Raw genomic sequence first — 13,996 nt, 5'->3', positions numbered from 1 at the left:
ACGAGGATCACCGGGGCGCCCGCTCGGGGGTGGGGAACGGGTCGGTGCTCGGGCGCCCGGCCGCGCGGTCCTCGACGTGCCGCAGGAGCACGAGATCGAAGCCCTCGCGCCGCATCCGCCGGTCGAGGTAGGCGAGACCGGTGACGGCCGACTGCAGCACCGTGCCGACGGCGCCGATGACCAGTCCGACGGCGACCGAGAGGAGGGTCACGATCAGCGAGGAGACGATCTGGGCGCCGGGGTCGGTCGGGGCGATCAGGGCGCCGGCGATCGGCACGAGCAGGCTCAGCGGAGTGGCGATCACCTGGCTCGCGAACTGGACGATCACCAGCATCAGCGCCAGAGCGCCGAAGGTGCGCCAGAACCCGCCGACGACGAGACCCCACGAGCGGGCGACGGCCCGCCTGATCGAGAGGCGCTCGACGACGAGGATGCTCGGCACCAGCGCCAGCTTCGTCCCGATCCAGACGCCGAGCGCCGCCGCCGCGAGGCTCGCGAAGACGAGGACGAGGATGCCGCCCACGATCGTGCCGGCACCGCCGTTCTGCGCACCGAGCAGGAAGAGGGGGACGGCGAGCGCGACGGCCGCCGCGACCAGGAGCGCCGTCCCGATGCCCTGCAGCACCGTCCAGCCGACGAGGGCCCAGAAGCGCCCGCGGAGGCGCCCGAGGAGCTGGCGCAGCGTCGGGCGCTCGCCGAGGACCCCGCGCGAGACCTCCAGCACGACGACGCCCTGCACGAGCGCGCCGGTCGCCAGGGCGACGGCGAGGGGGATCAGGGCGGCGAGGATCACGATGGCGAGGGCTCCCGCTCCGACCGCGTCCTGGTCGGCGGCGTCCGCCTGCTCGATGCGTCCGACGGCGAGGACGGCGATCACGCCGTAGAGCACGAGCGCGAGGACCGAGCCGACGCCCTGCACGAGCAGCGCGACGCCGAGCGTGGTGCGGGGACTCCGTCGCAGCACCTGGAACGGCGCTCCGAGGAGGGTGCCGAAGCCGAGGGGGCGCAGCGGGATCAGACCGGGCTTGGGCGGGGGCGTCCAGCCGGGCGTCGTGCCCGACGGGGGTGCCGACTGCTGCCCCGGGCCGGTGGGCGCCCAGGCGACCGGGGGCGCCGGTGCGACGACGTCGCGGATCGGGGGCGCCGGCGGGACCGCGTCGCGAGGGGTACCGGCGACGCCGCTGTCCGCGGGCCCTGCGGGCGGGGGCCACTGAGCTGCATCGGTCATCCCTCCCATGCTGTCACAGGCCCGCGCGGCGCTCCTCCTGCGCGCCCGGCGCCCTCCCGGCCGCGTCGGTTAGCCTGAGCCGGTAACCGCGGACGCCCAGGGGGGTGAGCGCGACCCGAGACGAGGAAGAACAGGCTCATGAGCGCGCGCATTCTGGTGGTCGACGACGACGCGGCCCTCGCCGAGATGATCGGCATCGTGCTGCGGGCCGAGGAGTACGACGTCTCCTTCTGCGCCGACGGCTCGGGAGCGCTCGAGGCCTTCCGCCGCGCCCGCCCCGATCTCGTGCTGCTCGACCTGATGCTCCCGGGCAAGGACGGCATCGAGGTCTGCCGCGACGTGCGCGCCGAGTCGGGCGTTCCCATCATCATGCTCACCGCCAAGTCCGACACCTCCGACGTCGTGCAGGGCCTCGAGTCGGGCGCCGACGACTACATGGTCAAGCCGTTCGACCCCAAGGAGCTCGTCGCGCGGATCAAGACGCGGCTGCGGCCCGCCCAGGTGGCGGCCAACGCGGTGCTGCAGGTCGGCGACCTCAGCCTCGACGTCGCCGGTCACGAGGTGCGCCGCGGCGACCTGCGGATCGGGCTGACCCCTCTCGAGTTCGACCTCCTCCTCGCCCTCGCCTCCAAGCCCCAGCAGGTGTTCACGCGCGAGATGCTGCTGGAGCAGGTCTGGGGCTACCACTACAAGGCCGACACCCGCCTGGTGAACGTGCACGTGCAGCGCCTGCGCGCGAAGGTCGAGAAGGATCCCGACGACCCCCGGATCGTGATGACCGTCCGCGGCGTCGGCTACCGCGCCGGCGCCGTGCTCCCGAGCTGACCGTGTCCGTCGCCCGCCGGTTCCGGCGCCCCGCGATCCGCCGGTGGCCGCGCAGGATCCTCGGCGCCTGGCGCAGCTCTCTGCAGTTCCGCGCGGTGGCGATCACCGTCCTGCTGAGCGGCATCGCGATCGGCTCCACGGGGGCGTACCTCTCGTACAGCATCAGCGACAACCTCTTCCAGTCGCGCCTCAGCCAGGTGACGGGGGACACCTCCCGCGCCACGCGGGCCGCCCAGGGCTACCTCGACGCCGCCACCGTCTCCACCCGCCAGGACATGGAGGAGGTGATGAGCTCGGTGCGCACCGCGGTCCGCGACGCCTCGTCGTCGGCTCTGATCGCGATCGTGCGCTCGCCCGACCAGGAGGCGTCCTCCCTCGCGCCGCAGGACATCTACAACCGCGAGCTGCAGAACGGCGTGATCAGCGACGAGCTGCGCCAGCGGGTGCAGGACGGCGCGGACGGCCAGTACTGGCAGTCGGTCACCCTCGACGCGTCCGGCGAGGAGCAGCCGGGCATCCTGGTCGGATCCACCCTCGAGCTGCCGAGCAGCGCGGGACGGTACGAGCTCTACATCGGCTACTCGCTCGCCGACGCCGAGCGCACCCTGCAGTTCGTCCAGCAGGTCCTCAACGTCGCCGGCATCCTTCTCGTGCTGCTGATCGGCGCCGTCAGCTGGATCGTCGTGCGCCTGGTCGTCGCGCCCGTCCGGGTCGCCGCCGAGACCAGTCAGCGTCTGGCGGCGGGCGACTTCGACGTCCGCATCCCCGAGAAGGGCCAGGACGTGATCGCCACCCTGGCCCGCTCCTTCAACGGCATGGCCGACAGCCTGCAGGACCGCATCAGCGAGCTCGCCACGCTCAGCCAGGTGCAGCAGCGCTTCGTCTCGGACGTCTCGCACGAGCTGCGCACTCCGCTCACCACGATGAAGCTGGCCGGCGACGTGCTCTTCGACCAGCGGGAGGCGTTCCCACCGGTCGCCGAGCGCACCGTCGAGCTCCTGCACGGGCAGATCGACCGGTTCGAGAGCCTCCTCGCCGATCTCCTCGAGATCTCCCGCCACGACGCGGGGTCGGCCGAGCTCGAGCTCGAGCCGGTCAATCTGGTGCGCCTGGCCAGCGAGGAGATCGCCGACATGAGCGGGATCGCCGCCGCGAACGGCTCCGAGCTGACACTCTCGGCGCCCGGAGGCTACTTCGACGCCGACATGGACGCGCGCCGCATCCGCCGGATCGTGCGGAACCTCCTCGGCAACGCGATCGAGCACGGCGACGGGCGCGAGATCGTGGTGACGGTCGACAGCAGCGCGACCGCGGTCGCCCTCGCCGTCCGCGACTACGGTCACGGCATGAGCTCCGAAGAGGTCGCAAGGGTGTTCGACCGGTTCTGGCGGGCCGACCCGTCCCGTCGGCGCACCCTCGGCGGGACGGGGCTCGGCCTCTCGATCGCGCAGGAGGACACCGCGCTGCACCACGGCTGGCTGCAGGTCTGGTCGATGCCCGATCGCGGAGCCTGCTTCCGCCTCACCATCCCGCGGCGCCGGGGCGAGCGGATCGAGTCCTCGCCCCTCCCGCTCCCGCCGATCGACGCCGGCGAGCAGGCCTTCACCGGGCCGATCGTGATGCCGCCGCTCCCGACCCCCGACGGAGCGCTCTCGTGACGAAGTTCCGCACCCTCGCCTCCGCCCTGCTGCTCGTGCTCGCTCTCGCGGGCTGCGCGGGGATCCCCCGCGACGGCGGTGTCGGCGTCGGGCAGCCCGACGCGGCGCCGCAGGACCTCGAGTACGACTTCCTGCCCTCGGGGCCGGCGGCCGGCGCCTCGCAGCGCGACATCCTCAACGGCTTCATCGACGCGGCCTCCAGCCCGCAGGGCAACTACAAGATCGCCCGCGAGTTCCTCTCGACCGGAGCCGACTGGACGCCGAGCGAGCACGTGACGGTCGACGAGGGCCAGCGCTCGCAGGTCCAGCCGTCGACCTCGACCCTGACCCTGACGATCACCCCCGTCGCCGAGGTCGACGCCAGCGGCGTGTACACCGAGGTGGCGACGACCGCCGCGCTGAACCTCGACTACGGCTTCGTGCAGGAGAACGGCGAGTGGCGCATCAGCGCGCCGCCGAGCGGAGTGGTGATCGACCGGACCACCTTCGAGCAGGTCTTCTCGACGCACGCGCTCTACTTCTACGACCCGAGCTACAGCTACCTCGTGCCGGACCTGCGGTGGTTCGCGTCGAGGGCGGACAGCTCGACGAGCACGACGATCGTCACCGAGCTGCTGCGCGGGCCCACCGCCTGGCTGCGCGACTCCGATGCGGCCGTCTCGGCCTTCCCGACGGGGACGGCGCTCGCCGCCGAGACGGTGCCGGTCGAGGCGCAGCGGGCAGTGGTCGATCTGAACTCGGCGGCGCTCGAGGCCGACGAGCGGCAGTGGCGCCTGATGTCGCTGCAGCTGAGCCGGAGTCTCGCCAACGTCTCGAACGTCACCGGCGTGACTCTCTCGGTCGAGCAGAACCCGATCGAGGTCGCGGCCGAGACGACGGGACTGCCCACGTCGCCGCGGGTCGACACGCGGCCGCTCGTGCTCACCGACGACGCCTTCGGCTTCCTCGGCTCGTCGGGCCTCACCGAGACGGCGGTGTCCGACCGGGTGCGGGAGCTGGCGCCCACCGCGGTGGTGCTGGGGGAGCAGCGGGGCGCCGACTCCGACGCGGCGGCCGCCGTGCTCTCGAACGCCGGAGTCGCACTCGTCACTCCCGGCCGGAGCGACGTGCTGCTCGACGCTCGATCGGGCCTGACGGCGCCGAGCATCGACCCGCTCGGCTACGTCTGGTCGGTGCCCGCCGCCTCGCCCAGCCAGCTCGTCGCCTACTCCTCGGACGGAGCGACCTCGTACCAGGTCGCGACCGCCTGGTCGGAGATCGACTCGATCGCCTCGCTGGCGGTCTCGCGCGACGGCACCCGCATGCTCGCGCTGGCGCAGGACGGCCAGCAGGCGACGGTGCTGATGGCCGGCATCAGCCGATCCGCGACGGGGGAGCCCCTCGCCGTCGGCGAGCCCGTGGTGCTCCGCTCCTCCCTCGGCACGGCGATCGCCGCGAGCTGGACGGACGAGCTGGACGTCGTCTCGGTCGTGCGCGCCTCGACGGGCGAGGACGCCGTGACCCTGAACCAGATCGGAGGCGGCGCCACGTCGCTCGGCACCACCACCGGCACCCTGCAGATCGCGGCGGGCAACGCGTCCACCCAGGTCAGGATCCTCGCCGAGGGCGGCGAGCTCCGCCAGCAGCGCGGCTCGGCGTGGCAGACCATCGCGACCGACGTGCGGCTGCTGGCGGTGCAGACCGGCATGGGGTCCTGACCCGTCCGGCTCTCGCGCGACTCCGGGCGCACCTCCGGCTCGCGGAATCGCGTTCGGCTCGCAGGAACCGGCGATTCCTGCGAGCCGGGGCGGATTCCGCGAGCCGGAGGTCTCCGAGCGGGGCGCGACCCTCCTCCACAGGCCGTCGGGCGTCGGAGTAGGGAGGGTGGCGCGTCACGTCGCACGCGCTCCGGGCAGGCTCGGCGCATGCTCCGCGACTCCCTTCTCGACGCCCTCGCCGTCCTCCTCCCCGTCGACTGCCCGGCCTGCGGAAGCCCCGCCCGCGCGGGGCCCTGCGGCGGGTGCCGCGCCGAGCTCGCCGAGGCGGGGCGGCCCGGTCGGCGCACGCTCGGCCCGGCGGAGCACTCGCTCGGAGTCGTCACGGGCGCGGCGTACTCCGGAGTGGTCCGCCGGCTCGTCCTCGCGCTGAAGGACGAGGGGCGGGTCGGAGCCGCGCCGCCTTTGGCCGTGCTGCTGCGGCCCGCTCTGCGCCTGGCCCTGCGTGAGGAGCCCGCCGTGCTCGTCGGCCCGCCGGGCTCCTACGGCCGGCGGCTCCGTCGCGGCTACGACCCGGTCGACCTGATCGTGCGGGCTGCGGGGGGCCGGCCGGCGCGCCCCCTCCGCCGTGCGCGGCACTCTCTCGACCAGGTCGGTCTCGGGCGGTCGGACCGCCTCGGCAACCTCGACGGCGCCTTCCGGGCGCGCCGTCCGCTCGTCGACTCGCCCCCGATCCTGCTCGTCGACGACGTCGTGACCTCGGGCGCGACCCTGCTCGAGATGCGGCGCGCCGTCGAGGCGGCGGGCGGCAGGGTACGCGGCGCGGTCGCCGTCGCGGGCACGCCGCTGCGTGCTGAGGCGGGATTGCCGGGCGACTCACCGCGGTCGCCGATGATCCTCCGGATGAACACTCGGTGACACTCCGGTGGCCGGGGTCTACGCTCGGTGGCACGGCGTGAACGGTCCGCCCCAGAGAAAGGCGGCACGCCGTACTCGACTGGGAGGTTGTCATGGACATCGACATCACAGGACGCAACTTGGGCATCACCGATCGCTTCCGCGCGTACGCGACGGAGAAGGCGGAGAAGGTGGGGCACCTCGCCGATCGAGCCCTCGCGCTCGAGATCAAGGCGAGTCGGCACAGCGAGGGCAAGGGCGCCCCGGGGGGAGACCGGGTCGAGCTGACCCTGATCGGGAAGGGCCCCGTCGTCCGCGCCGAGGCGAGTGGTGCCGACAAGTACGCGGCCTTCGATGTCGCCCTCGGGCGCCTCCTCGAACGGGTGAGGCGAGCCAAGGATCGCAAGAAGGTGCATCGGGGCCAGCATCGGCCCACCTCGCTCCGGGATGCGGCCGCCGACGACTTCAGCGTCGTCGCCATCCAGCCGGCCGATGCCGCCATCCTCGAGCAGGTGAGCACGGGGGTCGTGCCGGTGCAGGCCGAGGCGCCGGCGCCCGCGGAGGACGAGGTCGAGGAGGAGCCGTACTGCCCCGTCGTCATCCGCAAGAAGGTCTTCGCGTCCGTCTCGATGACGGTCGACGACGCCGTCGACTACATGGAGCTGGTCGGCCACGACTTCTACCTGTTCATCGACGCCGACACCGGCCGCCCGAGCGTCGTCTACCGGCGCAAGGGCTGGGACTACGGCGTGATCGGGCTCGGCGACGAGGCCGACGAGCTCGCGGAGCAGACCGCGGTCTGACCTCCGCCCCCTCCTGACGGGCCCCGGTGCCTCGCGCACCGGGGCCCGTCGGCGTCCGCCCCTGGCGGACAGCACCTCAGACCGCGCACAGCCCTCCCCGGCTAGGCTGGTCGCGGTCCGCGCTCCGGTGCGGAACCCCTGCCTTCTACGTTTTGGAGTACCCCGTGGCCTCAGTTCTCGAAAAGGTCCTTCGCGTCGGGGAGGGGCGGGTCATCCGTCGCCTCGAGAACTACGCGAAAGCCGTCAACGCCCTCGAAGAGGACTTCACGCACCTCAGCGACGAGGAGCTGAAGAACGAGACCGTCGAGCTGCGCGAGCGCTACTCGAACGGCGAGTCGCTCGACGACCTCCTGCCGGAGGCGTTCGCTGCGGTCCGCGAGGCGTCGCGCCGCACCCTCGGGCTCCGTCACTTCGACGTGCAGCTGATGGGCGGCGCGGCACTGCACCTGGGCAACATCGCCGAGATGAAGACAGGAGAGGGCAAGACGCTCGTCGCGACCCTCCCGGCCTACCTCAACGCGATCGCCAGCCGCGGTGTGCACATCGTCACAGTGAACGACTTCCTCGCCTCGTACCAGTCCGAGCTGATGGGCCGCGTGTTCCGCGCCCTCGGCATGACCACGGGCGTGATCCTCTCGGGTCAGACGCCCCAGCAGCGCCGCGAGCAGTACGCGGCCGACATCACCTACGGCACGAACAACGAGTTCGGCTTCGACTACCTCCGCGACAACATGGCGTGGCAGGCGCAGGACATGGTCCAGCGGGGCCACTTCTACGCGGTCGTCGACGAGGTCGACTCGATCCTCATCGACGAGGCGCGCACCCCGCTGATCATCTCCGGCCCCGCCTCGGGCGAGGCGAACCGCTGGTTCTCGGAGTTCGCCAGCCTCGCCAAGCGCCTCATCGAGGGCGAGGACTTCGAGGTCGACGAGAAGAAGCGCACCATCGGCGTCCTCGAGCCCGGCATCGAGAAGGTCGAGGACTACCTCGGCATCGAGAACCTCTACGAGTCGGCCAACACTCCGCTGATCTCGTTCCTCAACAACGCCATCAAGGCCCGTGCCCTGTTCAAGAAGGACAAGGACTACGTCGTGCTGAACGGCGAGGTCCTGATCGTCGACGAGCACACCGGCCGCATCCTCGCCGGACGCCGCTACAACGAGGGCATCCACCAGGCGATCGAGGCCAAGGAGGGCGTGCAGGTCAAGGCCGAGAACCAGACGCTCGCCACGGTCACCCTGCAGAACTACTTCCGCCTCTACGCGAAGCTCTCGGGCATGACGGGTACGGCCGAGACCGAGGCGGCCGAGTTCATGGCCACCTACAAGCTCGGTGTCGTGTCGATCCCGACCAATCGCAAGATGCAGCGCCTCGACAACCCCGACCTCGTCTACAAGAACGAGCAGGTCAAGTTCGAGCAGGTCGTCGAGGACATCGTCGAGCGCCACGCGGCGGGCCAGCCCGTCCTGGTCGGCACGACCAGCGTCGAGAAGAGCGAGTACCTCTCGCGCCTCCTCGCCAAGAAGGGCGTGCGGCACGAGGTGCTCAACGCGAAGAACCACGCTCGGGAGGCGGCGATCGTCGCCCAGGCGGGTCGCCTCGGCGCCGTCACCGTCGCCACGAACATGGCCGGTCGCGGCACCGACATCATGCTCGGCGGCAACGCCGAGTTCCTCGCCGTCACCGAGATGGCGGGCAAGGGTCTCAGCCCGTCCGAGACTCCGGAGGAGTACGAGGCGGCGTGGGACGGCGTGTTCGCCGAGGTCAAGGCGAAGGTGGCCGAGGAGGCCGAGAAGGTCCAGGCCGCCGGCGGCCTCTACGTGCTCGGCACGGAGCGCCACGAGTCGCGCCGCATCGACAACCAGCTGCGCGGTCGCTCCGGCCGCCAGGGCGACCCGGGTGAGAGCCGCTTCTACCTCTCGCTCACCGACGACCTGATGCGCCTGTTCAACTCCGGTGCCGCCGAGGCCCTGATGGGCCGCGGCAACGTGCCCGACGACATCGCGATCGAGTCGAAAGTCGTCTCGCGCGCCATCCGCAGTGCGCAGTCGCAGGTCGAGGCGCGCAACGCCGAGATCCGCAAGAACGTGCTCAAGTACGACGACGTGCTGAACCGCCAGCGCGAGGCGATCTACTCCGACCGCCGCCACATCCTCGAGGGCGACGACCTGCACGAGCGCACGCAGAAGTTCCTGGTCGACGTGATCGACGAGATCCTCGAGGTGCACACCGGCACCGGCAACGGTGACGACTGGGACTTCGACGCTCTCTGGACCGAGCTCAAGACGCTCTACCCGATCAGCCTCACGATCGACGAGGTCGTGCAGGAGGCGGGCAGCCGCGGGCGCATCAACAAGGAGTTCATGCGCCGCGAGATCCTCTCGGACGCGAAGATCGCCTACGAGCGCCGCGAGGAGCAGCTCGGCTCGCCGGCGATGCGCGAGCTCGAGCGCCGCGTCGTGCTCTCGGTGATCGACCGCCGCTGGCGCGACCACCTCTACGAGATGGACTACCTCAAGGACGGCATCGGCCTGCGTGCGATGGCGCAGCGCGATCCGCTGGTCGAGTACCAGCGCGAGGGCTTCGCCCTGTTCCAGCAGATGATGGGCCAGATCCGCGAGGAGACCGTCGGCTTCCTGTTCAACCTCGAGGTCGAGGTGACGCAGAAGCAGGGCGAGGTCGCCGGAGTCGCCGCCAAGGGGCTCGCGGAGCCGGTCGCCCCGGTCGAGAAGCTGAGCTACTCGGCGCCGAGCGACTCGGGCGGAGTCGAGGTGCGCAACCAGCGCGGCCAGGTGCAGCAGGCGGCCACCGCCAAGGCGAGCGCCGCGGCGGCCCGCGAGGCGCGCCCGCAGGACGACGCCGCGACCCCCGCGACCGGCGCCTTCGGGCAGAAGCCGGGTGCCGCCGAGGACGACGTCCCGAACAACCGCCAGGAGCGCCGCGCGCAGCAGAAGCGCCGCTGACCCGCTCGACCGAGGGCCCCGACACCGCTGCTGCGGAGGTCGGGGCCCTCGGTCGTCTCCGCCGTCGACGCGACCGCACACCGCGGGGGCTGGGTCCGCGTATGGTCCGACGCCGCTGAAGCAGGTGGTGCCCCTCAGAGAAGTGAACTCCTGCGCGTGGTCCCTCCCTCGCTGATCGAGTAGCCCGCGCAGCGGGCGTATCGAGATCCACCAGCGTCAGAAGGCGAGGCCTGAGGACCGATCTGCTGACACTGGTGGGTCTCGATACGCCCCTCCGGGGCTACTCGACCAGCGAGGGGCCGGCGGGCGCCGACTTCGCTCTCCTCGCCGAGAGACGAAGCGGCTCCGTCGCCGGAGGGGCGCGACGCGGCGTCGCGTCTCGGTAGGTTGTGGGGCGGACCGACCAGCTGACGACGGAGGCGACGATGACGGTTCTCGACAGCGCGAGCCGCTCGGACGGGGAGTCGCTGGAGGGCGCAGTCGCGCAGGTCGTGGGGCGGTACCCGCAGATCGCCGAGCTCGTGTTCACGCCGGTGGCGGCGCCGCACCCCCTGTCCGACGCCGCCGAGGTGTTCCACCACGCCGCCGGACAGCTGCTGAAGAGCGGGACGGAGCGTCCGCTCGCGTTCTTCGGCTACCACTCGATGAACCGCTTCACGCGATCCCGGGAGGCGGTCGGCCTCCTCCTGACCGACCGCGCCGTGCACGTGAAGGACTCGCCCGCCGGACTCTTCGGCGAGAAGGTCCCTCGCGTCGTCCCGCTCCTCGCCGGCCGGGACGGCCCTGCCGCGTCGGCCGCCGCTGCCGTCGCCTCTGCGACGAGCGACTTCGACTGGAAGTCGGCCGATCGGGTGATCACCGTCGAGCGTCGCCCCCTCCTGCTGCAGGCCGTCACCGATGCGATCGTCGTGGTGCTCGGCAGGGCGGCGGTCTCGGCAGCCCTGCCGACCGAGGTGCCCCGCGCGACCGGCCTCCTGGAGCGCGCCGACGAGCTCGGCCTCGGCGCGGTGCTGAAGCTCCCGGACGAGAGGACCCGCAAGCACTTCGCCAAGCTCGTGAAGGGCTTCGCGATACCGGCCGACGAGACCGTGCTCTTCGGGGTGACCGATCAGACGCTCGGTGGCTCGTACGGGATCGTCGCGACCGACCGCGCGCTCCACTCACGGGACCTGATGGAAGCGCCGATCGCGACTCCGCTGGCCGACATCGTCCCCGAGCAGGTCAGGATCGTCGAGAAGAACCTGCTCGCCGGGACGACGCACACCCTTCCGATGCACCTGACCGACGCGAACAGGGCGGCGCTGGCGACCCTCGTCTCGGAGTACGCCGCCGGCACTCTGCACTGACGACCGTCGCGGTCGGCGCCGAGCCGCTGGTCACAGCACGTTGATCGCGGTCGCCCGCCAGCGGGCGTCCCGGCCCTCGAGCCGGATCGCGACCGCACGCGTCCGCACGCGGTTGTGCACGAGGACCACCGCCTCGACGATCCCGTCGCGCGGCTCGGACAGCACGACCCGTCCGACGGTGAAGGGGATCCGGTGCGCCGGACGCCCCTGCGCGGCGCGGGAGCGCGCCGCGAGCACCACCCGCTTCTGCAGATGCCGGTAGACGTCGTCGCTGAGCCAGCGCGCCACCTGGTCGATCTCCCGCGAGCCCGCCAGGATCTCGATCACCAGCAGGGTGAGGCGCTCGAGGACGGGCTGCGGGTCGGGCAGCTCCGCCCTCGTCGCCGGCTGGGCCTCGAAGAAGCCGATGGCCGGCGCTCGCGCGGAGTCCGCCCCCGCCTCCAGGGGCAGGGTGCGGTAGTCGAAGGCGTTCGAAGGGCGGCTCATGCAGGATGCTCCAGTGGCATGACGAGCGACTCATGGGTCGGGTCACCTCTCGGCTCGGGCGGTGCGTGGTGCGCTCAGGGTGGGGCGCGGGGACCTGCTCATCGAAGCAGTCGAGGGATGCTCACATGCGTGTCGACGCGACACTGTGGATAAGACGTCGCCGGACGCACCCGGTGCGGTGCGCGTGGCGTCGCCTCCCGGACTCCATCGGGCACGAGCGCCGTCTCGCGGAGGGGGTGGATCGAGCGCCTAGGCTTGTCGGGTGTCGACCCTCAGTGACCTCGTTCTCGCCCACGGCCGCTCCACCGACGCGGATGTCGAGTGGCTCCACCTGCTCGTGGGCGACGCCCAGCTGCTGGCCGACCTCGCGTTCGCCGACATCGTCCTCTGGGTGCCCACGTCCGACGACAGCTTCGTGGCCGTCGCCCACGCCCGCCCCTCCAGCGCCGCGACGCTGTTCTACCGCGACTTCGTCGGGCAGCGGATCAAGTCGGAGTGGCGCGCCCAGGTCGTCGAGGCGTTCGAGACGGCGCGCATCGTCGACACCTCGGCGCCCGACTGGTTCGAGGAGACGCCCACGCGGGTCCGGGCGGTCCCCGTCCTCCGCCGCCTCGGCCCGTCCGACTCCACGACCGCGGACCGGCCGATCGCCGTCGTCACCCGCCACACCAACCTCAGCGAGACGCGCACGCCGAGTCGTCAGGAGCTGACGTTCAACGACTGCGCCAACGACCTCTTCTCGATGATCGCCTCGGGCGACTTCCCCGACCTCGGAGCTCCGACCGGCCCGCGGCGCGGAGCCCCGCGCGCCTCCGACGGCCTGATCCGCCTCGACGTCGACGGCATCACCACCTTCGCGAGCCCCAACGCCCTGTCGGCGTTCAACCGCATCGGCTTCGCGGACGAGCTCGAGGGGGAGTCGCTCGCCGAAGTCACGACGAAGCTGCTCACCGGCAAGCTCGTGATCGACGAGTCGCTGCCGCTCGTGGTGACCGGGCGCGCGCCCTGGCGCACCGACATCGAGGCCCGCGGAGTCACGGTGTCACTCCGCGCGATCCCGATCCGCGATCGCGGCGAGCGGGTCGGCGCCGTGGTGCTCTGCCGCGACGTGACCGAGCTGCGGCACCAGGAGCGCGAGCTGATCACCAAGGACGCGACGATCCGCGAGATCCACCACCGCGTCAAGAACAACCTCCAGACGGTCGCCTCGCTGCTGCGGATCCAGGCCCGGCGCACGCACTCCGACCTCGCGCGCGAGGCGCTCACGCAGGCCATGCGGCGCGTCGCGGCCATCGCGGTCGTGCACGACACCCTGTCGGAGGGGCTCAACCAGAACGTCGACTTCGATGCCGTCTTCGACCGCGTGCTGCTGCTGATCGCCGAGGTCGCCTCGACGCACAACACGACGGTGCACCCCAAGCTCAGCGGGAGCTTCGGCAACCTGCCGAGCGAGTACGCGACTCCGCTCGCCCTGGCGCTGACGGAGCTCGTCACCAACGCCGTCGAGCACGGGCTCGCCGGCCGCGAGGGCGACGTCGAGATCGTCGCCACCCGCACCGAGGACGTGCTGACGGTCAAGGTGCGCGACACGGGAGTGGGTCTGCCCGAGGGCAAGGTGGGATCGGGGCTCGGTACGCAGATCGTGCGCACCCTCATCCAGGGCGAGCTCGGCGGCACGATCGACTGGCACACGCTGGTGGGGCGCGGGACAGAGGTCACCATCGAGATGCCGCTGCGCTGGCTGGCCCGTCCGAAGGCCTGACGAGCCCGAGAACGACGAGACCCCCGCTGCCCTGAGGCGGCGGGGGTCTGAGGTCGCTGTACGGCGCGCTACGAGGCGCGGCGGGCGCGGGCGGCGCGGCGCTTGAGAGCGCGGCGCTCGTCCTCGCTGAGGCCGCCCCACACGCCCGAGTCCTGGCCGGTCTCGAGGGCGTACTGGAGGCAGACCTCGGTGACCGTGCATCGTCCGCAGACGGTCTTGGCCTTCTCGATCTGGTCGACGGCGGGTCCGGTGTTGCCGACCGGGAAGAAAAGCTCGGGGTCAGCGGTGAGGCAAGCGGCCTTGTCGCGCCAGTCCATGCAGGTGCTCCTTGTGT

11 protein-coding genes are annotated in these 13,996 nt (G+C 71.8%); 8 read left to right on the top strand and 3 right to left on the bottom strand.

Annotated elements, in window-relative coordinates:
* Positions 1-7: 7 nt before the first annotated feature.
* Positions 8-1,228 carry a hypothetical protein gene (locus GRS96_RS14880; protein ID WP_159988851.1) on the bottom strand — a complete coding sequence of 407 codons (1,221 nt, stop codon included), beginning with the start codon at positions 1,226-1,228 and terminating at the stop codon, positions 8-10.
* A 138-nt stretch (positions 1,229-1,366) separates the two neighbouring features.
* Here GRS96_RS14880 and mtrA point away from each other — a divergent pair, with 138 nt between their 5' ends.
* The 7 genes from mtrA (at position 1,367) to GRS96_RS14845 (ending at position 11,414) form a co-directional block, all read left to right on the top strand.
* Positions 1,367-2,053: an MtrAB system response regulator MtrA gene (gene mtrA / locus GRS96_RS14875; RefSeq protein ID WP_159988850.1), complete on the top strand. Its 687-nt coding sequence runs from the start codon at positions 1,367-1,369 to the stop codon at positions 2,051-2,053.
* A gap of 2 nt (positions 2,054-2,055) precedes the next feature.
* Positions 2,056-3,711: an MtrAB system histidine kinase MtrB gene (gene mtrB / locus GRS96_RS14870; RefSeq protein ID WP_236553637.1), complete on the top strand. Its 1,656-nt coding sequence runs from the start codon at positions 2,056-2,058 to the stop codon at positions 3,709-3,711.
* Positions 3,708-5,408 carry a GerMN domain-containing protein gene (locus GRS96_RS14865; RefSeq protein WP_159856614.1) on the top strand — a complete coding sequence of 567 codons (1,701 nt, stop codon included), beginning with the start codon at positions 3,708-3,710 and terminating at the stop codon, positions 5,406-5,408. Before mtrB ends, GRS96_RS14865 begins: the two co-directional genes overlap by 4 nt.
* Before the next feature lie 207 nt (positions 5,409-5,615).
* Positions 5,616-6,323 carry a ComF family protein gene (locus GRS96_RS14860; protein WP_159988849.1) on the top strand — a complete coding sequence of 236 codons (708 nt, stop codon included), beginning with the start codon at positions 5,616-5,618 and terminating at the stop codon, positions 6,321-6,323.
* 92 nt (positions 6,324-6,415) lie between these two features.
* Complete coding sequence (hpf, locus tag GRS96_RS14855) at positions 6,416-7,105, top strand: ribosome hibernation-promoting factor, HPF/YfiA family (RefSeq protein WP_159988848.1); 690 nt, start codon at positions 6,416-6,418, stop codon at positions 7,103-7,105.
* A 164-nt stretch (positions 7,106-7,269) separates the two neighbouring features.
* Complete coding sequence (gene secA / locus GRS96_RS14850; protein ID WP_159988847.1) at positions 7,270-10,068, top strand: preprotein translocase subunit SecA; 2,799 nt, start codon at positions 7,270-7,272, stop codon at positions 10,066-10,068.
* 425 nt (positions 10,069-10,493) lie between these two features.
* A complete protein-coding gene (locus tag GRS96_RS14845; protein ID WP_159988846.1) occupies positions 10,494-11,414 on the top strand; it encodes a hypothetical protein in 921 nt (306 codons plus the stop codon).
* Positions 11,415-11,444: 30 nt separating this feature from the next.
* On the opposite strand, the gene GRS96_RS14840 is transcribed toward GRS96_RS14845, so the two are convergent.
* Positions 11,445-11,900 carry an Rv3235 family protein gene (locus tag GRS96_RS14840; RefSeq protein WP_235021984.1) on the bottom strand — a complete coding sequence of 152 codons (456 nt, stop codon included), beginning with the start codon at positions 11,898-11,900 and terminating at the stop codon, positions 11,445-11,447.
* Positions 11,901-12,162: 262 nt separating this feature from the next.
* Here GRS96_RS14840 and GRS96_RS14835 point away from each other — a divergent pair, with 262 nt between their 5' ends.
* Positions 12,163-13,662 (top strand): sensor histidine kinase, encoded by a 1,500-nt coding sequence (locus tag GRS96_RS14835; protein ID WP_159856588.1) that lies wholly within the window; start codon positions 12,163-12,165, stop codon positions 13,660-13,662.
* Between the two features lie 68 nt (positions 13,663-13,730).
* On the opposite strand, the gene GRS96_RS14830 is transcribed toward GRS96_RS14835, so the two are convergent.
* Positions 13,731-13,979, bottom strand: a complete 249-nt coding sequence (locus tag GRS96_RS14830; protein ID WP_056045195.1) for a WhiB family transcriptional regulator — start codon at positions 13,977-13,979, stop codon at positions 13,731-13,733.
* Positions 13,980-13,996 lie beyond the last annotated feature (17 nt).

The organism is Rathayibacter sp. VKM Ac-2803 (assembly GCF_009807175.1).
In the GTDB taxonomy this organism is placed as follows: domain Bacteria; phylum Actinomycetota; class Actinomycetes; order Actinomycetales; family Microbacteriaceae; genus Rathayibacter.
This window is presented reverse-complemented; position numbering and strand designations above follow the sequence as displayed.

What these genes read in the sequence shown, in the direction of transcription:
- GRS96_RS14860 (WP_159988849.1), top strand. Translation starts at nt 5,616, where the DNA reads ATGCTCCGCGACTCCCTTCTCGACGCCCTCGCCGTCCTCCTCCCCGTC.
- hpf (WP_159988848.1), top strand. Translation starts at nt 6,416, where the DNA reads ATGGACATCGACATCACAGGACGCAACTTGGGCATCACCGATCGCTTC.
- GRS96_RS14845 (WP_159988846.1), top strand. Translation starts at nt 10,494, where the DNA reads ATGACGGTTCTCGACAGCGCGAGCCGCTCGGACGGGGAGTCGCTGGAG.
- GRS96_RS14880 (WP_159988851.1), bottom strand. Translation starts at nt 1,228, where the DNA reads ATGACCGATGCAGCTCAGTGGCCCCCGCCCGCAGGGCCCGCGGACAGC.
- mtrA (WP_159988850.1), top strand. Translation starts at nt 1,367, where the DNA reads ATGAGCGCGCGCATTCTGGTGGTCGACGACGACGCGGCCCTCGCCGAG.
- GRS96_RS14840 (WP_235021984.1), bottom strand. Translation starts at nt 11,900, where the DNA reads ATGAGCCGCCCTTCGAACGCCTTCGACTACCGCACCCTGCCCCTGGAG.
- GRS96_RS14830 (WP_056045195.1), bottom strand. Translation starts at nt 13,979, where the DNA reads ATGGACTGGCGCGACAAGGCCGCTTGCCTCACCGCTGACCCCGAGCTT.